Source organism: Bradyrhizobium sp. 41S5 (genome assembly GCF_011516665.3).
In the GTDB taxonomy this organism is placed as follows: Bacteria; Pseudomonadota; Alphaproteobacteria; order Rhizobiales; family Xanthobacteraceae; genus Bradyrhizobium; species Bradyrhizobium quebecense.
In genome coordinates this window covers 3,203,782-3,222,589 of sequence record NZ_CP083721.1, presented here as the reverse complement: position 1 = coordinate 3,222,589, position 18,808 = coordinate 3,203,782, and the positions used below count along the sequence as shown (strand labels likewise).

Here is an 18,808-nt window from a genome sequence, read left to right as displayed (position 1 = left end):
ACCGGTTCGCGTGAAGAAAACGCGTCAACACAAAGATCTAGAGCTTCCGTTCTGATTCAATCAGAACCGAAAATGCTCTACGGCGTCGCGCCGGCGCGGCGCTCGCCCTTGATGACCGGCAGCGCGCTGACCGGCGCGGCCTTCGGCTTCTCCGGCAGCGATCCGGTCGTGAACGGATCGGGCAGCGGCGCGCGGGCGGTGGCGTCGGGGAAGCGGGTCTTCATCTCGCGGATGAAGCCGTCGAGCGTGTCGACGCTGGCGGCCATCCGCGCGATCTGGGCGAATTCGCCGCTCGAGGTGGCGACCGGCTTGCTGGCCGCGTCGAACGCCAGCTTATCGGCATCGCCGGACATCAGCGGCGCGTATTTTTCGCGGAACCGGGACAGCCCGATGGCATCCTCGGCGAGCGCGTAGCCGACCACGGCGCGGATGATGTCGGCCTTCTCGCTCGGGTTGAGCGGCGTGAAATCGCGCCAGCGGTCGCCGTAATAGAGCTCGATCTGCTCGGACGCTTCGCGCCAGTGCCGCGACGCCCAATAGATGTCCGAGCGCAGCCGGATCGCCTCGCGCCCGGTGATGTTCGAGATGATGTCGAGCGCGAGGTCGTGCCGGCCGACGTCGCTCTGCGCGCGCGCCTCGAGCAGCAGCCGCTGCTGGCGCAGTTCGCCGGAGAGGTCTGCGATCCGGGTCAAGCGCAGCGCGCCAATGGCGCGGTCGGGCTTGCGGTTCATCAGATAGACCATCGCAAGCCGCGCGGCGACCTGGGCGCGCGCCGCGCCTTCGAGCCGCTTGTCGACCTGGTACTGCAGGAGGTCGGCGGCCTGGTCGAGCAGATCGACGCCGACGAGGCGGTCGGCGAGACGGCGGATCATCTCGTCCCCGCGGCGGCCGATCGGCGTCAGCTCGCGATAGTCGTAGAAGGTGCCGAGCGCATCGATCGGCGCCATCTCGTCGCCCTTCGGGCCGAGATAGAGCTGCACGAACAACGCCGAGGCGGCATCCTGCGCCTGGCGCGATTCCGGCGCGTTCGGCTGCAGCCGGGTCGCCGCACGGGTCACCGCGAAGGCATCGGCGTAGCGCGCGGTCTCGGCATAGATCTTCGACAATACGTACAGCGTCTTCAGCTCGATATTGTCGCCGCGCCACAGCATCGACAAGAGCTCGAGCTCCTTCAGCACATCGTCGCGGCCGATCTCGCCGCGCTTCTGCCGCAGCAGCGTCTCCAGCAGTCTGCCTTCGGCGGCGGCCTGACGGTCGGGCGAACTGGCGGCGAAGCGATAGGCGTCGAGCGCATCCTTCTCCTGGCCGAGCGCTTCGGCGAGCCGGCCGCGCAGCACCGCAACCGCGGGCTTGAGCGCGTCGGGAACGCCGACCACGTCGAGATCGCTCTTGCGCCGCGCGGCGCCGGCATAGTCCTTGACCTCGAGCGAGGCCTTCATCGAGTCGATCGTGACGATGCGCTGCAGATCGGGAGGCAGCGTCGCGACCGCGAATTCGGCGTTCTTGAACTTTTCGCGCGCCTCAGGCCATTTGCCCTCGCGGGCGAAGGCGAGCCCCTTCCACAATTGGGAATCGTAACCGTTGCCGATCACGGGATTGGCGAGGTCCTTGAGGCCCTGCGCCGGGTGCCCGATCAGGATGCTGGCAACCGCGTGCACCATCACCACGGACGCCGCCTCGCTGCCGCGCTTGCTCTCGGACAGCATCAGATTGGCCACACCATGAGCTTCCTGGTACATGCCGCGCGCCATGTAGAAATCGGCGAGATCGAGCCGCGCCTGCGGCAGCTGCTCGGCATTGGCGGTCGAAGCCGCCGCAATCAACCCGTCGAGCTGCTTGAGGAAATTCTCCGACTGGTTCTTGCGCCACTCATCCGGATCGAACAGCGGCTTCACCGCCGTGGTCGCGCGCTCGGCGGCGACGTCGGCCGACGACAGCGTCAGGCCGCCGGGCCGGCCCAGCATCACCTTGTCGGCGCCGACCTCCGCCTTGACGTCGTCGGCGTTCGGATGAACCACGACGCCGTGAATCGATTCCAGCAGCGAGAGCTCGACAAAGTCCTGCCGCTTGATGATGCCGCGGGTCGGCGGCGGCGCGGTCACGACCCAGAGCGTATCGCCCGCATCGGGATCGATCAGTCTGTGGAGCTGGCCGGGATTGGCGAGTGGCACGCTGACATTGGCGAGCGAGGGCTCGCTGATATTGCGCACCACGCTGAGCGGCAGCGGCGGCTTCTGCACCCGGTCGGCGAAGGTCAGCGTCCAGCTCACGCCGCGCGAGCGGTCGTCGCTCTCGAGTGACGGCATCTGCGGCCGATTGAGGCGAAAGCGCACCGCCTGCCCCTTCTCCAGCGCGATCCGGCTGACATCTGATATCAGCGAGCCGGCCTTGGCGCGGATCGGATCGATGTCGATCGCCTCAGGCGTGTCGAACACCATCCATACCGTGTCGGCGCGACGGAACAGCGCCGCCGGCGTCGCGCCGGGGAATGAGAACGTCACCCGCAACCCGTCGCTGTCGCGCAGGGCTTCGACCGCGGACGAGGCGCTGGCGCGGGCCTCTGCGGGGGGCGATGGCGCCGCCGCTGGCTTCGGCGCCTCCATGGCCGGCGCGGCTGCGACAGCAGGCGCAGGCTTTGGCGCGTCGCTCTGTTCGGTCGCAGCGCCGCCCGCGCGCGGTGCGGCCGGCGCAGCGGCTTTCTCGACGTCGGCCGCCGGCGCCGCGGCGATCTTCTGCAGCTCCGAATTGGGCAGTTCGGATCTCGGCTGTTCCGATTTGGCGGGCGCGGGCGCCGGCTGTTCGATCGTGGCCTGTTCTGACTTGACCGGCTCGGACTGCATCTGCTCGGACTTTACCTGTTCCGATTTGGCCGGCTCCGCCTTGGGTTGCTCTGCCTTGAGTTGCTCTGCCTTGAGTTGCTCTGCCTTGGGTTGCTCGGACTTGATCTCGATCTTGGCCTGCTGCGCGATGCTTTCCGATGTCACCGGTGCGATCGCAGTCGCCCCTTTCGGTTTGCCGCGCGGCGTCGGCAACAACGAGCTCAGCGAGGGCTTCGCCGCCTGCTGCTGCTCGCTCTGCTGGAAGGCGACATCGACGATGTAGTTCTTCTCGTCGCGGAACGAATGCACGTCGACATCGCCAATCAGCGTCACGTCGACCGCCGATGTATCCGTGTCGGCGCGCGAACTGATCGACGCGACGTTCGGGGGAGCGGCAACTTTGGCATCGGCCAGATCGAAGCTCAGGACCGAGTTGAAGGACAGCGTCAGCTTCTGCTCGTTCAGCACCGAGGAGACGCTGACCCCGTCGGGAACCTCGAACACGAAACGGACGAAGGTGGGCTGCACCAGTGCGCGAACGCGGATCGGCGGCTTCTTCTTGGCGGCATCGGCGGCGCGCTGGATGCGCAACAGACGCTCGGCGGCACGGGCGCGCTCCGCCAACTCGCGGATCACTTCCTGCGGCAATGACGGCGGCGGGCCGGTCCAGCCGTCGGGCAGGAAGTCGACGAAGATGCGCTCGCCGGCGGTCATGGTGTTGATGGTGACGCGGCGCGCCAGCGACAAGCGGATCGCCGAACCGTCGGGATCGCGGCGCGCAGCGCCGACATAATCGGGCACCGCATCGGAGAGTTTCTCGACGGGGATATCGACCGGACGCTTGAAGCGGATCACGATGATCGAGCCGGCAGTCGTGACCTCCGACTCGACATCCTCCGTCAGCTTCAGCACCAGCCGGGCATAGCCGTTCGCGGCGGAGAATGTCGCCTCGCCCGGCACCGGCGGCGGGTCCTGGGCCCGCACTGTGGTCGGACATGTGAGGGTTGCAAGGGCAAGGCCGGTGGCAAGCAGGCACAGATGCGCAGTCCGCGCCCAGGCGCGGCCTAGCGACCATGTTTCAGCGGCAGCCGTTCGCGCCATCTCGAAACGTCTTCTCGGGACCCCAGCCAAACCAGCGCGAAGCGCCCTCGCCCACGCGTTCCGATCTTGGATCGGGCGGCGTTAAGGAGCTGTTAACGTCAACGGATTGTTTCACGGAGGCTAGGAAGGAACCAGGAAGGTGTCTTTGAAGCGGGTTTCGGAGCCGGCTTGGCCCCGCGGTAATCTGCCGGCAATGGGTGTATCAGACCACAGTCGAACGTGTTTGCGGTATGGTTAAAGAACACTTGCCATCACGTTGGAACGGCTCGCGGAAATGGCGGTTCAAGATGCCGCTCGCTACGACGAGATTCGGCATCCGGGATCATCTGAAAGCACTTGAGCAGCAAACCGCTTGTAATTGCAGCGGCGCTGGATGAGGACGATCCATCTTTCGTCGCTACGGCTATCGCCGACGTCGCAAAGGCGCGTCGCCTGGCGCGCGCGCAAACCCACCGAAAATTAGCCTCAGAGGCTAACACACTCCGTCAATTCGTCTTCGGCGTGAGCATCTTGCCTTCGATCTTGGGCAGATCGTCTGTTGATACCGACTTGTCGCCGCCGGCGCGGCGGGCGAGTTCGACCGTGAGCCGTTCGGCGGCCTCCGGCTGCATCAGGCCGAGGATGTCCGACATCTTGCGCGGCTGGATCTGCGAGGCGATCTGGTAGAGCACGGTCATCTCCAGCCGGTCGAACACCTTTGCGGCGTCCTTCGGCTTCATGTTCTCGTACATGGTGACGATGCCCTTGAAGCGGGCGGCGTCGGCTTCTGCCTTTGCCGCCGCATCGGCATTCGCCTTGGCGTCATTGGCCTTGGCCTCCTCGACCTTGGCCTCAATACGCTTCTCGGCGGCCTTCAGCAGGCTTTCGCGGATCTCGACCTCGCGAGCGCGCGTCTCCAGCTCCTGGCGGCGCGACTGCAGCCGTTCCAAGATCGCGCGTTCGGACGCCGACACCGGCGGCGGCGCATCCAGATTGACCACCACGCCGTCGGGCTTGGGCGCCTCCGCGGCCGGTGCGGCCGGCTTCGGAGCCTCGTCCTTCTTCGCGTCCTTGCCCTCGACCGATCCCGTGATGTCGCCGGGATCGGCCTTGATCTTGCCGTCGGCAACCGCCTTGGGAGCGCCGGGGAAGTTGAAATTCTGCTGCGCCCAAGATGGACCGGCCGGGCCGGCCGGCGGCGCGTCGTCGGCAAACACGTAACCGCCATCAAGCACGAGGCCCGCGACCTTCAGCACCATCAGGCCGAAGATCGCGACCAGCACCACGGGCATCACTCTGATGTCACGAAGCAACTTCATGCAGCGAGGCCGCCGGCCCTCCTGCGCTCGGTGAAGGCTTCAGCCGCCGCGGCAACCGCGCGCGCCGCCGAAACCCTGGGCGCCTGCGCCACCGGCGCGGCAGGCGCCGCTGCTGCCGACGCATGCGCGGGCTCCGGCGGCCGCGCGGCCATCGCGATCTTGGACAGGCGGCGCACCACACCATCACCTTCCGCCAGCTGGTTCTTCAGCTGCGCCGACATCTGCACCGCCGCATCGAGCTGGTTGCCGAGGTTCTCGTTGACGTCGCGCACCGCGTGCTTCAACCCGCCGATCGCCCGCTCGGCGATCTCGGTCGCGGTGATCAATTCCGCAATCGTCGCCTTCAGCGAATGCTCGTCCGCCTTCAGCCGCTGCAGCCGCTTGTTGAGCAGCCAGCAATAGCCGATCGTCAGCATCAGCAGCACGGCCACCAGACTCTCGATTGCTAGTCCAAGCACATGACTCATGGTGCCTCCATCATCTTGGTCCGCTCGTCCGCCTTCTCGAACATCGCGAAGGTGGTTTGGGGTTTGCGCAAATTCTTGGTGACGCGGATCGCGACGCGGTCGCCGACGCGGCCCATGCGCCCCTCCGTCAGGGTGACATTGCCGCAACGGACCGAGACCAGCGCGTCGGAGCGGATGTCCAGCGGCAGCGTGTCGCCGACCTTGAGCTTCATCAGCTCCTTGAGCGGGATATCGGCCTCGTACAGCACCGCATCGACCGCAATCTCGGCCTGCGCCACCTCGGTGGCGAAATGGCCTTCCCAGATCGGATCGCGGCCGAACTTTTCGCCCATGAACATCTGCAACAGCACGTTGCGGATCGGTTCGATGGTGGCGTAGGGCAGCAGCAATTCGACATTGCCGCCGCGGTCTTCCATATCGATGCGCAGGCGCACCAGGATCGCCGCGTTGGCCGGGCGGCTGATCGCGGCAAAGCGCGGGTTGGTCTCGAGCCGGTCGATCGTGAAGGTCACCGGCGACAGCGGCCGGAACGCCTGCTCGGCATCCGACAGCACCACCTCGACCAGCCGCTTCACGAGGTTGGTCTCGATCGTGGTGTAGGGCCGACCCTCGATCTTGAGCTGGGTCTGGCCGCGGCGGCCGCCGAGCAGCACGTCGATCATCGAATAGATCAGGTTGGAGTCGACCATGGCGAGGCCGAAATTCTCCCACTCCTCCGCCTTGAACACCGAGAGCACCGCCGGCAGCGGGATCGAGTTCATGTAGTCGCCGAAGCGCACCGACGTGATGCGGTCGAGCGAGACCTCGACGTTGTCGGAGGTGAAATTGCGGAGCGACGTCGTCATCAACCGCACCAGGCGGTCGAACACGATTTCGAGCATCGGCAGGCGCTCGTAGGACACCATCGCGGAATCGATGATGGCGCGGATGCCGGAATGATCGTCGAGGCTGACGTCGCCGACCGTGAAGCCGAGGAGATTGTCGATCTCCTCCTGCGACAGCACGCGCTCGCCGTTGGTGTTCTTGCCGCCGAAGTCGCGGCTGCCGTCCTCGACCATGGCGGCCCATTGCAGCGCCATGTTCTCGGTGAGTTCGTTCTTGGCAGCTTCCGCCGCGGCCGCCGCGGGATCCTCGGAATCGAGCGAGGCTTCCCACTGGGCCGCAATGGCGTCCTGGTCCATCTGGTCGTTGCCGGCCATGGCTTTACATCCGCCCCGTCACTGGATCACGACTTCCTTGAACAGCACCGCGTTCACCTGGTTGGGCGCCAGCGCGAGGTTGACGCGCTTGGTCAGCTCTTCCTTGAGACGGAACAGGCCGGCCGAGCCGTTCAGATCGCTCGGGCGCAGTTCGCGCATATAGGTCTGGAACAGGTCGGTGACGCGCGGCAGCGCCGGCTTGATCGCCTCGACCTGCTTCTCTTCCTTGACCTCGAGCACGAGCTTCAGCTTGAGATACTGCACGCGCTCGCCGGGCGCGCCGACCAGATTGACCAGCATGTCGGGCACGTCGACGAAGCTCGGCGGCTTCGGCGGCGGCGCCTCGGCGTGCTGCTCCTCGCCGTGACCGCGCATGAAGAAGAACCATCCGCCCGCCCCCGCGCCGAGCACGACGAGGAAGCCGACGACGGCAATGATCAGCTTGAGCTTGCCCTTCTTCGGAGCGGCCGCGCCCTCGCCGCTATCCGTCTTTTCCTCGTCCGCCATCGTCCGCTCGCTTCGACCTGAAGGATGCGAACGCGATTTGCCCCAGCTTTGGCTTGAAGACGCGATACAAAGGCCGCCGGCGCACACGCGCCCCAATGCCGGCAACACTGGGGTCATAATGGTTAACGGAAGATTAGGATTTACCTTCCACTAGGAAAAAACTGCCGGGCAAACATGGTCAACAAGACCTTTCTGCCGCCCGGCACGGCGCCCTGCAAAACACCCAACCCATTCAAATATCTGATTATTTCAAGTTGGCACGGGTTTCGCTGAGAGGACGACGTGACTGGCGGGTTTGGGAGAACCCAATGGTTACCGACGGTCCGGCGTGAAGGTTTGGGAGAACCATTCGCATCGGATCACCTCACAGGGGAGAACCACCGATGCAGAATACGCTTCTGGTCGGACTATCGAAGCAGATGGTGCTGGAACGGCAGATGGATGTCGTTTCCAACAACATCGCGAACATGAACACCAACGGCTACAAGGCCGACCGGTCGCTGTTCCAGGAATATCTGTCCGCGAACGCGCATGAGGACAATTTCGCGTCCTCCGACCGCCGCGTCTCCTTCGTGCAGGACCGCGCGACCTTCCACGACTTCTCGCCGGGCCCGACCGAAGAGACCAAGAACCCGCTCGACGTCGCGATCGACGGCAACGCCTTCCTGGTGGTGCAGACGCCGGGCGGCGAGCGCTACACCCGCGACGGCAACCTTCAGATCAACAATCGCGGCCAGCTCGTCACCGCCTCGGGCTATCAGGTGCTCGGCACCGCCGGCCCGATCACGTTCCAGCAGACCGATCACGACGTCAACATCGCCCCCGACGGCAACGTCAGCGTGCTCGAAGGCACGTCCCGGCTCGACTCGATCCGCGGCAAGCTGCGCCTGGTCTCGTTCGCGCAGGCTCAGCGCCTGCTGAAGGAAGGCTCCAACCTCTATGTGCCAGGCGAAGGCGCAGTACCGCAGCCGGACACCAAAGCGCAGATCCGCCAGGGCTTCATCGAGAAGTCGAACGTCAATTCCGTCGTCGAGATGAGCCGCATGATCGAGATCACGCGGACCTACACCCAAATCGCCTCGCTGCTCCAGCAGCAGAGCGACCTGCACAAATCGGCGATCGACAAGCTCGCCGACGTGCCGAACTGATCCGGGGGACTGACAGATGCGCGCACTTTATACCGCGGCGACCGGAATGGCGGCACAGGAACTCAGCGTTCAGGTGATCTCCAACAATATCGCGAACCTGCGTACCACCGGCTACAAGAAGCAGCGCGCCGCGTTCCAGGACCTGATCTACGACCATGTGCGCCGGGTCGGTGCGCAGGCCTCCGACCAGAACACCATCATGCCGATGGGCATCGACCTCGGCGGCGGCGTCAAGACCGTCGGCACGCCGCGGATGATGACCCAGGGCACGTTGTCGCCGACCGGCAACGATCTCGACATCGCGATCCGCGGCGAAGGCTTCTTCAAGATCCTGATGCCGGACGGCACCTTCACCTACACCCGCGACGGCTCGTTCCAGATGGACAATCAGGGCCGCATTGTCAACGCGCAGGGCAATTTGGTGCAGCCGACGATCACGATCCCGCAGAACGCCTCCGGCCTCACCATCAATGCGCAGGGTCAGGTCTCGGTGACGCTGCCGGGCCAGACCGCATCGACCACGATCGGCCAGATCGGCCTGACCCGCTTCATCAACAAGGCGGGCCTGATGCCGATCGGCGACAATCTGTTCCAGGAAACGCCGGCCTCCGGCCAGCCGCAGGATGGCATCGCCAACACCGACGGCTACGGCGACATGCAGCAGAGCAACCTCGAACAGGCCAACGTCGAGGTGGTTTCGGAAATCTCCGACCTGATCGCCGCGCAGCGCGCCTATGAGATGAACTCGAAGGTGGTCTCCGCGGCCGACCAGATGATGCAGTCGACCTCCAACCTGTTCCGCTGAGGATGATGTCGATGATCGCCCGCTCATTCCTGGTTGCTGCCGCGCTCCTCGCGGTGACCGCGCTACCTGCCGCCGCGCAAGTCCGCGGCGAGACCATCGCGGTGCCGACGCTGCGCGCCAGCGTCACGGTCGCGGACGACATCGTGCGGGTCGGCGACCTCATCGACAACGCCGGCAGCGCCGGCAGCATTGCGATCTACCGCGCGCCCGATCTCGGCACCACAGGCACACTGCCGGTCGCACAGGTGCTGAACGTGCTGCGCACCCACCAGGTGATCGGCGTCGACACCCGCGAGCTGAAGGAGATCACCGTCACGCGGCTCGCGCGCATCATCGACAGCAAGGAGATCGAGCAGCAGCTGACGCGCGCGCTGGAGGGCCGGCACGGGCTCGGCAGGGCCGGCAACATCGCGCTGACCTTCGACCGCGATCCCGGCGACCTCCGCCTCGAGGCAACCAACACCGGCGCGATGCAGCCCGTCGCCGTGCGCTATGACCCGCGCTCGACGCGTTTCGACGTCACCTTCGAGGTCAGCAACGAAGCCGGCACGGCTCCGTACAAGCTGCGCCTCACCGGAACCGCGATCGAGACCATCGAGGCCGCCGTGCTGACGCGCAATGTGGAACGCGGCGATGTGCTGAAAGCCTCCGACGTGGCGGTCGAGCGCCGTCCGAAAGCCGAAATCGGCAACGACGCGGCGGTGCGCGACAGCGCCGTCGGCATGCAGATGCGCCGCCAGATCCGCGCCGGCCAGGCGCTGCGCACAGCCGACATGGCAAAACCCGATCTCGTCACCCGCGATCAGAACGTCACGCTGGTCTACCGCACCTCCGGTCTCTACCTCACGATCCGCGGCAAGGCGATGGATGGCGGCGCCGAGGGCGACGTCGTCAACGTGATGAACCTGCAGTCCAAGCGCGCGGTCACCGGCGTGGTCACAGGGCGCGGCGAGGTTTCGATCTCGGTCGCGACGCCGCGCGCAGCGCCGGCCGCCGACGCCGCCTCTTCAGATTCCGCTCCCGTCAAGCTGAGTTCAGTCGCACCAAACGCCGAGTAAAGTTCATGTCCCAGTACCGCATCAACCGCCTCATCCTGACCGGTGCGCTGCTCGCACTCGGAACGATCGCCAGCGGTTGCTCGTCGATCGACCGTCTCTCCCAGATCGGTGAAAAGCCGAAGCTGACGGAGATCGAGAACCCGACGGCGCAGCCCGGCTACAAGCCGGTGCAGATGCCGATGCCGAAGCCCGAGGTCGCCTCCTACAGCCCCAACTCGCTGTGGCGCAGCGGCTCGCGCGCCTTCTTCAAGGACCAGCGCGCCGCGCGCGTCGGCGACATCCTGACCGTCATGGTGAACATCACCGACAAGGCCGCGATCGCCAACGAAACCCAGCGCAGCCGCACCAATTCCGAAGATTCCGGGGTGACCAATTTCCTCGGCTCGCAGACTATCACCCAGGCCAACAAGATCCTGCCCGGCCGTATCCTGACCGCCGACTCCACGGCCTCGAGCGACGGCAAGGGCTCGGTCAACCGCCAGGAAGCATTGCAGACCAACGTCGCCGCCGTCGTCACCCAGATTCTCCCGAACGGCAATCTTGTGGTCGAAGGCAAGCAGGAGATCCGCGTCAACTACGAAATCCGCGAGCTGATCGTGGCCGGCATCGTCCGTCCGGAAGACATCCAGAGCGACAACACGATCGACTCCTCGAAGATCGCCCAGGCCCGCATCGCCTATGGCGGCCGCGGCCAGATCACCGACGTGCAACAGCCGCGCTACGGCCAGCAGGTTCTCGACGTGCTCTTGCCCTTCTGACGGGCATGATCCCGAAAAGTGGAAACCGGTTTTCGGATAAGGATCATGCCTGAGTAAGACTTTTTCGAGCTCCCACATCTCGTCGCGAACCTAGGCGCGGCGCGGTGTACCAACACGGCCCTCGCTAGCTCCCCTGGCGAGGGCCGTGGCATTCTTGTGACCGGTCGAATACACTCGCGCGATCGTCGCGCATCAGTCCGATACCGCTTCGCGCAACTCGCGCGATCGCTTTCTCGGTTCGTTAACCGTTGCAGCAGCCCGCAGTAGCAGTCGCTCCGATTGCAACGTAGCTAGACGACAACGCAGGGTTTGCAGTTCGTGACGGTCATGCAAAGAGACGGTCGATATGCGGCGTGGTTCCGGACGCCGCGGGGCGAAGGCACCGGAATAGTCCAGCTCACAAACGGCAGGATCAGCGGCGGCGACGCCATGTTCACCTATGCCGGCTCCTATCAGCTCGATGAGGACCGCTTCACGGCGGTCCTGACGACGCACCGATATGCCGACGGCCCGTTCACCACCGTGTTCGGATGCGACGAGGTCGAGGCGCAGCTGACCGGCACCTTCAGCGGCAATCGCGCGGTGTGCTCGGGCACGGCCAAGCAGGCCCCCGGCGTGCTGTTCGAAGCCACGCTGTTTCTGCAGCAACAGGAGCAGGCGCCCGCCCCCGGGCCAAAAACCGCGGCAACGCGCGCGGATCTGACGAGGCTGCCGAAGCTCCCCGACCGCCGCACAACCGTCGTGACCAGGCGCTTCAGCTGATCGGTCCGCAATCCCGATGGCATCTCCGCCGCTTCAGGCGTACCATCGCGGATGCGCGAAGCGCAGCCCGATCGATGCAGCCGGAAGGAGGAACGCATGTATGCCGCCATCCGTCACGCCAAGGCGAAGACTGGTAGCGCCGAAGAACTCGCGCGCCGGATCAAGGAAGGCGCAATTCCGATCATCAGCGATGTAGAAGGCTTCATGGCCTATTACGTGGTCTATGCCGGCGACGACACGGTCACCGCGATCAGCGTCTTCAACAACCATGCCGGCGCCGAGGAAGCCAACCGCCGCGCACTGGCCTGGATCGACGACAATCTCGGCCCCCTGTTGGTCGGGCAAGCCACCGCAATCGCAGGTCCGGTGATCGTGCACACCAAGGCGTGACGGTCGCTTCCCCGGCAAGGTTCACCCGGCAGAACTTTCCTGCGGCACGTCCGGCGCGTGCCGCGTCGTCGCGATTTACTTGAAATTGCTGACGCTTCGGATGGCACGCCATTTGCTCCGCGATTGCAGCATTGCAACGGGGACAGCGCGCGCAGATGACGTCGATCTCGGCCTTCGGACCGGTCACAGCCAACATGACGGCTGGCACGTTGAAGAAACCGCTGACGGCGGACGCCACCGGATCCACGCAATCGACCGGCGGCAGCTCATCCGACGACACCGTCGAGCAGAAGTTTCTCAAATACGCGCAGATGAGCCCGATGGACCGCCTGCGCGCGAATATCCTCAAGAGCATGGGTCTGTCGGAGCAGGACCTGAAGACCATGACGCCGGATCAACGCGCCGCGGTCGAGCAGAAGATCAAGGAATTGATCGAGCAGTCGTTTCAGAAGAACGCCGGCAAGGCCGGCCAGGCGGTCGACATCTCGGCGTAGGCTGGCCGCGCGCTAGGCGGACACCGCTTCCGGCATCGGCATTCCGCGCAAGGTCACGAACGATCTGCCGAGCATCGCCTCGATCTTCATCGCCGCCAGCCACAGCAGCGCACCGCAGGTCAGGTCGATGACGTAATGGCCGCCGATCGGAAGCGTCGAGACGAGGACGAGAAGATTCCAGATCAGCGTGATGCCGAACAACCACCGTGTGCCGATCGTTGCGAAAATCGTCATCAAGGCAAGACAGGTGTGGAACGACGGAAAGGTCACGACGCCCTGCAGATTGTTTAACGACAGTTCCGGAAACACGCCGTTGCGGAAGTACTCGAACTTTGCGAGATGATAGGTCCCCGCGTGCTCGGGCAGCGCATCGAGGATCGCGACGGGATGGTCGAAATAGACAAAGGCCCCCTTGGCGGGCCAGAACACCGAAAACGTCGTCGACGCAACGATCGTCAAGGCGAACACGAATGCCAGTTGCCAAAGCTTGTCGAAGCGCTTTGTCGCCGCCAGCAGCACGAACAGCGCGGCCACCTGGACGAATGAGCTGCAATAGCCCGCGGCGAGCAGCTCAGTCAGCCATGGATGGCTTGCAAACCACAGGATGATGGACGGCAAATCGATCCCGATGAAGCGATCGGCATCGGCGAGACTGCCATCGATCAGGGGGAACTTGTATCGCAGGCCAACGAGGCTGATCGTTGCTGCCGCCGCGGCCGACCAGAAGAACACGGCAACGGCTCCTGCCAGGTTGGACAGAACCGGCGCGGACCGCCATCTGCCATAGACGATATGGACGGCAAGGAGAAACCCCATCAGGCCCGAAAACAGCGCCAGGCTTTCGGGCTCGACTGTGATCTCGAATGTCCAGAGCAGGAAGCCGGCGAAACCGCTCGCCGCGATGCCAATCAACCATGCGCCCCGCTCGACCCGCTGATGGGGTTGCGGGATGCGAGTTTCCTCGCTCGTAGCCGCTGTTCTCGGGGAGGCCTGCTGTGCGACATCGGTGTCGACCGACGACGCGATCCGTGACGGACCGACCAACTGACTGAGCATTGCGACTGCCATTCCAACGGGCGCCTCGACACGAGACCCGCTCATTCCACAGCCACAGGTTTAGCAGCCACGCCTTCAATTGCGTTGGTAACGAGATACAACCTGTGGCAGGTCGCCGGTCATTCGTATCCGATGGTGAACGATTTATTTCCCGATATTGGTGCCAACGGGACTGGAGTTCCCGTGCGTAGAACTCAGGTTCCCGGCGCGGTCCGGGCTATCCGGGGGCGGGCCTGTCGCGCAGGACCACGAAAACCTTGCCGCCGAAGTCGTATCGCGCGACCTCGCGCATGCCGAGCCGCAGATGCGCCTTGAGCGAGCGCGGATTGTCTTCCCTGATGAACAGGATCGCCTCGCCGCCGGGAAACGTTGCCTGAAGCCTGGCGTATAGCGCGTCGAGGACGCCGAGGCCGCGCGCGTCCGGGGAGACGCACACGGGACCATACACATACGCACCGGGGCCGCCCGGCCAGGCCTTGAGCATGGCCTGCACCGGCGGGGCCTCGCCGAATCCCTTCTCCGACGTCAGGAGCGCGCCGAGCAGCCTGCCCTCATCGCCGGTCGCGATGACGATCGATTGCCCGCGTGCAATGCGCGTCTCAATCACCTCGCGCGGCCATTGCCCAAGCAGCATGCCGCCGCGGTCGCCGGCGTTGGCCGTCAGCAGCGCTGAGATCGCTTCCGCATCCGACGATGTGGCGAGCCTGGTCTCGATCATCACGGACGGACCGGATCGGCAGGCTGCATGCCGGCGCAGCTCATGCTTTCTTCTTCGCGGTTGCGCGAGCGCCCGCGGCCACCTTCTTCGCCGGCTTCTTCGCAGTTTTGCTGGATTTGGCCTGGTTGCGCTCGATCGCGGCACGGATCAGCGCCTTCAGCGCGCGGTCGTTGATCTTGTCGCCCTCGAACAGATCGATCGCGCGCCGTACATTGCCTTCGAAGCCGGTGTTGAACAGCTTGTCGGGGTCCGGAAGCTGCGCGCCATACATGAAGGTCAGCTTCACCTTGCCCTTGTGGGCGTTGCCGACCGCGATGATGCCGTCGCGCGACCAGACCGGGCTGCCCATCCACTTCCATTCCTCGACGATTCCGGAGTCGGCGGCGAGGATGCTCTTTCGCAGGCTGGCGAGCGTCTTGCCGCGCCAGTCGGTGAGATCCTCGATCATCTGGTCGATACGTTCCGATGCCGTCATTGCTGCCTCGTGGTCCCAGCCTGTCCCATGCAATCACATTTGGAATGTCCGGGCATCACGCTTGTGACGTCCCGGTCGATGCCCTACGCACGCGCCGCGGCGCCAGATAGGGTAACGCGAACAGATACAGGCCACTCAGCAGCATGAAGATCAGCGGGAACAGCGCCAGCAGGCCGATCCAGACGGCTTGCTGCTGCAGCACCATCGCGACGATGTTGATGATGACGGCAACCGTAAAGGCGATCGAGAGCCAGCGGTGAAATTGCCTGATCCAGTTGTTCCAGTTCATGTGATCTCCTGTTGGGTCGGTGCAAATTTGTGTATTGCCGTCATTGCGAGCGAAGCGAAGCAATCCATCGCACCGAGTACGCGGATCAATGGATTGCTTCGTCGCTATCGCTCCTCGCAATGACGAGAGAGAGAGAGAGAGAGAGGCGATCAGTCCTCGCGCACCAGAAGCTGATCGAGATTCTCCAGGAACTGCTTCCACCCGGCATGGGCGCCGCCATAGGCTTGCTTCTGATGCGGCTGGAAGCCGGACTGCTCGACGCGCAGATGGGTGCCCTTCGCTGTCGGCGTCAGCGTGAAGACCACCACGCTCTCGAGATTGTAGGCGGCATCCGCATGCGCGAAATTCCAGGTGTAGGACAGCGTCTTGTGCGGCTCCACAGTGAGCACCTTGCAGTCCAGCACGCCGCCCCACTCGCCGCGCAGATTGAAGCTGCGCCCGACCTCGGGCTTGAAGTCGTTCTTCATCAGCCATTCCTCCATCAGGTGCGGTTGCGTCAGCGCGCGCCAGAGCTTTTCCGGCGGATGGGGAAATTCGCGCTCCACGATGGCGGAGCGCGTTTCGGCGGTGGTCCTGTTCATTGGTCCATCCTTTTGAGAAGATCTTCGAGGTGGTCGAACCGGTTCTGCCAGAAGCCCGCCATCTGGCTGGTCCAGTCGATCAGCGGCGCCAGCGCGCCGAGTTGTGCGCTGTAATGCGTCTGCCTTCCTTCATGGCGATCGCGCACCAGCCCGGCCTGCTTCAGCACGCCGAGATGTTTTGACACCGCCGGCTGCGAGATCTTTGCCCGCGCGGTCAGCGCACCGACGGTCTGCTCGCCCTCGCGGCACAGGCGCTCGAAGATCGCCCGGCGGGTCGGATCTGCGAGGGTTCGAAACAGCACGTCGTGAGTGTCCGGCATTTTGCGATCAATAACCCATTGGCTATGGATTAACGTATAACCACCCAGCTATGAATTGGTCAAGCGGTAAGTTCAGGACCAGCGGCCCATGCCCTGAGTACCTAGCTTCCGGCCTGCTTGGTGTACGAACGGCCGCCCCGATATACCCATAGCTAACTGGTTATGCGATCGCCGCTAATCTGCCCGTCGGTCAACTCAGCAAGACCTGTCGATCTCAGCATAAGAAAATATTCCGCTTGGCGTTTGACCCAACTCAGATGTTCAATTGATCCGTCTCACCCGGTACGAGGGGCGGATCACGATCGTCACGAACGCGGCGTGGGATGCGGTGGACACTGAGTGTGTGACTGACGAGAGCACACGAAGCGGACGGCGAATTCGTGCGGGCCTGACGCCCTGGTGGCCGGTGTCTCATCGCAAGATGCGAAAGCGTCTTCGCGGAGACGGGGACAAACAAGCCCAGTCTCGCCGGGGAGAGCGCGAAGTAAGTTGTACAACCATCGCGCAGGGAAAGCCGGGTTGTTTCCGGTTACACCTGTGGTCCTACCTCCCGTGCTTTTTGTTGCACGGGACCATGGGTGCGATCGGCACCCGGCTTTCCCTGCGCGGCGAAACGAGATGCAAGACTCGGACAAAGCGTGTCGCGAGAACGCGGATGTGTGATTCATAGACCGTGCCACACATTCACCGTCGTCCCGGCGAAGGCCGGGACCCATACGCCGCAGCAATTGTAGTGAACGGGACTCGTCGTTCCAGTGACGCTCAACAATGTCCTTTTGTGGTTATGGGTCCCGGCCTTCGCCGGGACGACGATTGTGGATACAGCCGACGCGAGCGTACGAATTCAACTCGTTGTGAAGGCATTGCGCATGACCTACAAATATCGCGCGGATGCGGTCCTTGTTCACGGAAAACCTTGATGTGCCAGTTCTGCGAAATCATGCCTCCCAACCGAACCTCCCGGCGCTTCTTCCTCGCTGGCGCGGCGTGCACCGCGGCCAGCCTCGCCCTTGCGCCGGCCGTGACGGCCAAAGAGACAAAACCGCCGCCGAAGCCGCAGAACGTGCTGCGGCCGGACGCCGCGCTCGACCGGCTGGTGAAGGGCAACCTCCGTTATGTCGAAGGCGTTTCGCGGCGGCATGATTTCAAGCACGAGCGCGAGGCGCTGTCCGGCGGACAGAACCCGTTCGCCGGCATCCTGAGTTGCGCGGACTCCCGCATCGCACCGGAATACGCCTTCGATACCGGCCGCGGCGATCTGTTCGTCTGCCGCGTCGCCGGCAATTTCGCCAGCGACGAGATGATCGCAAGCCTGGAATATGCGCAGTCCGTGCTCGGCGTGCCGCTATTCATGGTGCTCGGTCACGACAGCTGCGGGGCGGTCGACGCCGCGATCAAGTCGCTGAAGGACAACACCACCCTGCCCGGCCATCTGCCCTCGCTGGTCACTGCGATCGCGACTGCGGTGAAGGCGACCGAGGGCAAGCCGGGCGACCGGCTCGCCAACGCTGTCAGGCAAAACGTCATCGACAACGTCGCGAAGCTGAAGACGGCGACGCCGATCCTCAGCGCCGCGGTCGATCAGGGCAAGCTCAGGATCGTCGGCGCGGTCTATCGGCTGACCGACGGCAAGGTCGAGCTTGTCACGGACGCCAGGCGTCCGGCGATGTGAAACTCAGGTGAACGTCGCTTCCACCTTGCCGAGCCCATCGAGCTCCATCACGACCGTGTCGCCCGCCTTCAGCCACACCGTCTTGACCAGGCTGCCGGTCAGCACGATCTGGCCGGCATGCAGGCCACGGCCTTCGGCGGCGAGATGATTGGCGAGCCAGGCGAGCGCGTTGTGGGGATGGCCGAGCACATCGGCCCCGGTGCCGCGCCCCTCCTCCTTGCCGTTGACGAGCGCGCGTCCGGCGACCTTGCGCAGATCGGGCACGGTGATACGCGGAACAGCCTCGCCGAGCACGCAGCCGGCGGCGAAGAAATCGTCGGCGATCAGCGTCGGCGCGCCGAGCGTCTGCCATTTGACGTAACGGTCGTCGACGATCTCGATCGCCGGCTGATAGGCCTCGATCCCCTCCGCGACCCATTCGGCGGTGAACGGCGCTTCGCTCGGAGCGAGACTGCGCGCCAGCCGCACCGCGATCTCGCATTCGACGCCGACATGGACGAAGTCGGCCGCCGGCAGCCGCACGCCGCTGTCATGCACGACCTTCTCGAACACGCCACCGCCGCAGGGGTGTGAGATGTTGATATACTCCTGCATCACCGCGCTGGTGCAGCCGATCTTGTAGCCGACGACACTGCCGACCTGCGGCTGCAGCAAATCGTGCAGCGCGTACTGCACGCGATAGCCTTCGGCCTCGTCAAGCGGCACGATGTCTTTCGGAAGCGCCTTGAGCGGCGCGCGGCTGCGGCGCGCGCTGGCAATCGCCTTTGCGGCCGCGAGGACCCGATCCATCTGCGCAGCCTCCCTGATGTTCTCGGCGGCGCGGTGGCGCCTCCGTCTGCTCACTGCAATTCAGCACTCGCCGACGCGTCTGGCAAGCACGCCGGACGGGCG

Annotated in this window: 20 protein-coding genes; 8 read left to right on the top strand and 12 right to left on the bottom strand. The window is 64.5% G+C overall.

The window, feature by feature from the left end; translation table 11 throughout:
- Positions 1–77: 77 nt before the first annotated feature.
- The 5 genes from HAP47_RS15100 to fliL all read right to left on the bottom strand — a co-directional run bounded on the left by HAP47_RS15100 (position 78) and on the right by fliL (position 7,391).
- On the bottom strand, positions 78–3,920 hold the full coding sequence (locus tag HAP47_RS15100; RefSeq protein ID WP_173637551.1) for a tetratricopeptide repeat protein: 3,843 nt from the start codon (positions 3,918–3,920) through the stop codon (positions 78–80).
- Between the two features lie 485 nt (positions 3,921–4,405).
- The gene (locus tag HAP47_RS15095; protein WP_173637552.1) at positions 4,406–5,218 is read right to left on the bottom strand and encodes a MotE family protein; all 813 of its coding nucleotides are present in this window, start codon (positions 5,216–5,218) and stop codon (positions 4,406–4,408) included.
- Complete coding sequence (locus tag HAP47_RS15090) at positions 5,215–5,685, bottom strand: DUF6468 domain-containing protein (RefSeq protein ID WP_173637553.1); 471 nt, start codon at positions 5,683–5,685, stop codon at positions 5,215–5,217. The genes HAP47_RS15095 and HAP47_RS15090 overlap by 4 nt, the downstream gene beginning before the upstream one ends.
- Positions 5,682–6,884, bottom strand: a complete 1,203-nt coding sequence (gene fliM, locus HAP47_RS15085) for a flagellar motor switch protein FliM (protein WP_092115408.1) — start codon at positions 6,882–6,884, stop codon at positions 5,682–5,684. Before fliM ends, HAP47_RS15090 begins: the two co-directional genes overlap by 4 nt.
- A gap of 18 nt (positions 6,885–6,902) precedes the next feature.
- Positions 6,903–7,391, bottom strand: coding sequence for a flagellar basal body-associated protein FliL (gene fliL / locus HAP47_RS15080; RefSeq protein WP_057018626.1), 489 nt, complete (start codon positions 7,389–7,391; stop codon positions 6,903–6,905).
- Positions 7,392–7,774: 383 nt separating this feature from the next.
- Between fliL and flgF the strand changes: the two genes are divergently transcribed.
- From flgF to HAP47_RS15045, 7 genes are all read left to right on the top strand, one after another.
- Positions 7,775–8,539 (top strand): flagellar basal-body rod protein FlgF, encoded by a 765-nt coding sequence (gene flgF / locus HAP47_RS15075; RefSeq protein ID WP_173637554.1) that lies wholly within the window; start codon positions 7,775–7,777, stop codon positions 8,537–8,539.
- Positions 8,540–8,555: 16 nt separating this feature from the next.
- Complete coding sequence (gene flgG, locus HAP47_RS15070) at positions 8,556–9,344, top strand: flagellar basal-body rod protein FlgG (RefSeq protein ID WP_173637555.1); 789 nt, start codon at positions 8,556–8,558, stop codon at positions 9,342–9,344.
- 2 nt (positions 9,345–9,346) lie between these two features.
- Entirely contained in the window at positions 9,347–10,402 is a 1,056-nt protein-coding gene (gene flgA, locus HAP47_RS15065) for a flagellar basal body P-ring formation chaperone FlgA (RefSeq protein ID WP_173637556.1), read from the top strand.
- Positions 10,403–10,407: 5 nt separating this feature from the next.
- On the top strand, positions 10,408–11,160 hold the full coding sequence (flgH, locus tag HAP47_RS15060; protein WP_173637557.1) for a flagellar basal body L-ring protein FlgH: 753 nt from the start codon (positions 10,408–10,410) through the stop codon (positions 11,158–11,160).
- Between the two features lie 327 nt (positions 11,161–11,487).
- On the top strand, positions 11,488–11,922 hold the full coding sequence (locus HAP47_RS15055) for a hypothetical protein (RefSeq protein ID WP_173637558.1): 435 nt from the start codon (positions 11,488–11,490) through the stop codon (positions 11,920–11,922).
- Positions 11,923–12,018: 96 nt separating this feature from the next.
- The gene (locus tag HAP47_RS15050) at positions 12,019–12,312 is read left to right on the top strand and encodes an antibiotic biosynthesis monooxygenase (RefSeq protein ID WP_173637559.1); all 294 of its coding nucleotides are present in this window, start codon (positions 12,019–12,021) and stop codon (positions 12,310–12,312) included.
- A gap of 155 nt (positions 12,313–12,467) precedes the next feature.
- A complete protein-coding gene (locus HAP47_RS15045) occupies positions 12,468–12,806 on the top strand; it encodes a hypothetical protein (RefSeq protein ID WP_173637560.1) in 339 nt (112 codons plus the stop codon).
- Positions 12,807–12,818: 12 nt separating this feature from the next.
- On the opposite strand, the gene HAP47_RS15040 is transcribed toward HAP47_RS15045, so the two are convergent.
- The 6 genes from HAP47_RS15040 to HAP47_RS15015 all read right to left on the bottom strand — a co-directional run bounded on the left by HAP47_RS15040 (position 12,819) and on the right by HAP47_RS15015 (position 16,245).
- Entirely contained in the window at positions 12,819–13,874 is a 1,056-nt protein-coding gene (locus tag HAP47_RS15040) for a phosphatase PAP2 family protein (RefSeq protein WP_173637561.1), read from the bottom strand.
- A gap of 205 nt (positions 13,875–14,079) precedes the next feature.
- Positions 14,080–14,580 carry a GNAT family N-acetyltransferase gene (locus tag HAP47_RS15035; RefSeq protein ID WP_173637562.1) on the bottom strand — a complete coding sequence of 167 codons (501 nt, stop codon included), beginning with the start codon at positions 14,578–14,580 and terminating at the stop codon, positions 14,080–14,082.
- A 40-nt stretch (positions 14,581–14,620) separates the two neighbouring features.
- The gene (locus tag HAP47_RS15030) at positions 14,621–15,055 is read right to left on the bottom strand and encodes a DUF1801 domain-containing protein (protein ID WP_173637563.1); all 435 of its coding nucleotides are present in this window, start codon (positions 15,053–15,055) and stop codon (positions 14,621–14,623) included.
- A 55-nt stretch (positions 15,056–15,110) separates the two neighbouring features.
- On the bottom strand, positions 15,111–15,344 hold the full coding sequence (locus tag HAP47_RS15025; RefSeq protein ID WP_173637564.1) for a hypothetical protein: 234 nt from the start codon (positions 15,342–15,344) through the stop codon (positions 15,111–15,113).
- 149 nt (positions 15,345–15,493) lie between these two features.
- Positions 15,494–15,925 (bottom strand): SRPBCC family protein, encoded by a 432-nt coding sequence (locus HAP47_RS15020; protein ID WP_173637565.1) that lies wholly within the window; start codon positions 15,923–15,925, stop codon positions 15,494–15,496.
- On the bottom strand, positions 15,922–16,245 hold the full coding sequence (locus HAP47_RS15015) for an ArsR/SmtB family transcription factor (RefSeq protein ID WP_173637566.1): 324 nt from the start codon (positions 16,243–16,245) through the stop codon (positions 15,922–15,924). The genes HAP47_RS15020 and HAP47_RS15015 overlap by 4 nt, the downstream gene beginning before the upstream one ends.
- 919 nt (positions 16,246–17,164) lie before the next feature.
- On the opposite strand from HAP47_RS15015, the gene HAP47_RS15010 reads away from it, so the two are divergent.
- Entirely contained in the window at positions 17,165–17,917 is a 753-nt protein-coding gene (locus HAP47_RS15010; RefSeq protein ID WP_173637567.1) for a carbonic anhydrase, read from the top strand.
- Between the two features lie 3 nt (positions 17,918–17,920).
- Here HAP47_RS15010 and HAP47_RS15005 read toward each other — a convergent pair whose 3' ends face one another.
- Positions 17,921–18,706, bottom strand: coding sequence for a 2-keto-4-pentenoate hydratase (locus HAP47_RS15005; protein ID WP_173637568.1), 786 nt, complete (start codon positions 18,704–18,706; stop codon positions 17,921–17,923).
- Between the last annotated feature and the right edge of the window lie 102 nt (positions 18,707–18,808).

Coding starts and splice junctions, on each gene's coding strand:
- HAP47_RS15100 (WP_173637551.1), bottom strand. CDS start 3,920: ATGGCGCGAACGGCTGCCGCTGAAACATGGTCGCTAGGCCGCGCCTGG.
- HAP47_RS15095 (WP_173637552.1), bottom strand. CDS start 5,218: ATGAAGTTGCTTCGTGACATCAGAGTGATGCCCGTGGTGCTGGTCGCG.
- HAP47_RS15090 (WP_173637553.1), bottom strand. CDS start 5,685: ATGAGTCATGTGCTTGGACTAGCAATCGAGAGTCTGGTGGCCGTGCTG.
- fliM (WP_092115408.1), bottom strand. CDS start 6,884: ATGGCCGGCAACGACCAGATGGACCAGGACGCCATTGCGGCCCAGTGG.
- fliL (WP_057018626.1), bottom strand. CDS start 7,391: ATGGCGGACGAGGAAAAGACGGATAGCGGCGAGGGCGCGGCCGCTCCG.
- flgF (WP_173637554.1), top strand. CDS start 7,775: ATGCAGAATACGCTTCTGGTCGGACTATCGAAGCAGATGGTGCTGGAA.
- flgG (WP_173637555.1), top strand. CDS start 8,556: ATGCGCGCACTTTATACCGCGGCGACCGGAATGGCGGCACAGGAACTC.
- flgA (WP_173637556.1), top strand. CDS start 9,347: ATGATGTCGATGATCGCCCGCTCATTCCTGGTTGCTGCCGCGCTCCTC.
- flgH (WP_173637557.1), top strand. CDS start 10,408: ATGTCCCAGTACCGCATCAACCGCCTCATCCTGACCGGTGCGCTGCTC.
- HAP47_RS15055 (WP_173637558.1), top strand. CDS start 11,488: ATGCAAAGAGACGGTCGATATGCGGCGTGGTTCCGGACGCCGCGGGGC.
- HAP47_RS15050 (WP_173637559.1), top strand. CDS start 12,019: ATGTATGCCGCCATCCGTCACGCCAAGGCGAAGACTGGTAGCGCCGAA.
- HAP47_RS15045 (WP_173637560.1), top strand. CDS start 12,468: ATGACGTCGATCTCGGCCTTCGGACCGGTCACAGCCAACATGACGGCT.
- HAP47_RS15040 (WP_173637561.1), bottom strand. CDS start 13,874: ATGGCAGTCGCAATGCTCAGTCAGTTGGTCGGTCCGTCACGGATCGCG.
- HAP47_RS15035 (WP_173637562.1), bottom strand. CDS start 14,580: ATGATCGAGACCAGGCTCGCCACATCGTCGGATGCGGAAGCGATCTCA.
- HAP47_RS15030 (WP_173637563.1), bottom strand. CDS start 15,055: ATGACGGCATCGGAACGTATCGACCAGATGATCGAGGATCTCACCGAC.
- HAP47_RS15025 (WP_173637564.1), bottom strand. CDS start 15,344: ATGAACTGGAACAACTGGATCAGGCAATTTCACCGCTGGCTCTCGATC.
- HAP47_RS15020 (WP_173637565.1), bottom strand. CDS start 15,925: ATGAACAGGACCACCGCCGAAACGCGCTCCGCCATCGTGGAGCGCGAA.
- HAP47_RS15015 (WP_173637566.1), bottom strand. CDS start 16,245: ATGCCGGACACTCACGACGTGCTGTTTCGAACCCTCGCAGATCCGACC.
- HAP47_RS15010 (WP_173637567.1), top strand. CDS start 17,165: ATGTGCCAGTTCTGCGAAATCATGCCTCCCAACCGAACCTCCCGGCGC.
- HAP47_RS15005 (WP_173637568.1), bottom strand. CDS start 18,706: ATGGATCGGGTCCTCGCGGCCGCAAAGGCGATTGCCAGCGCGCGCCGC.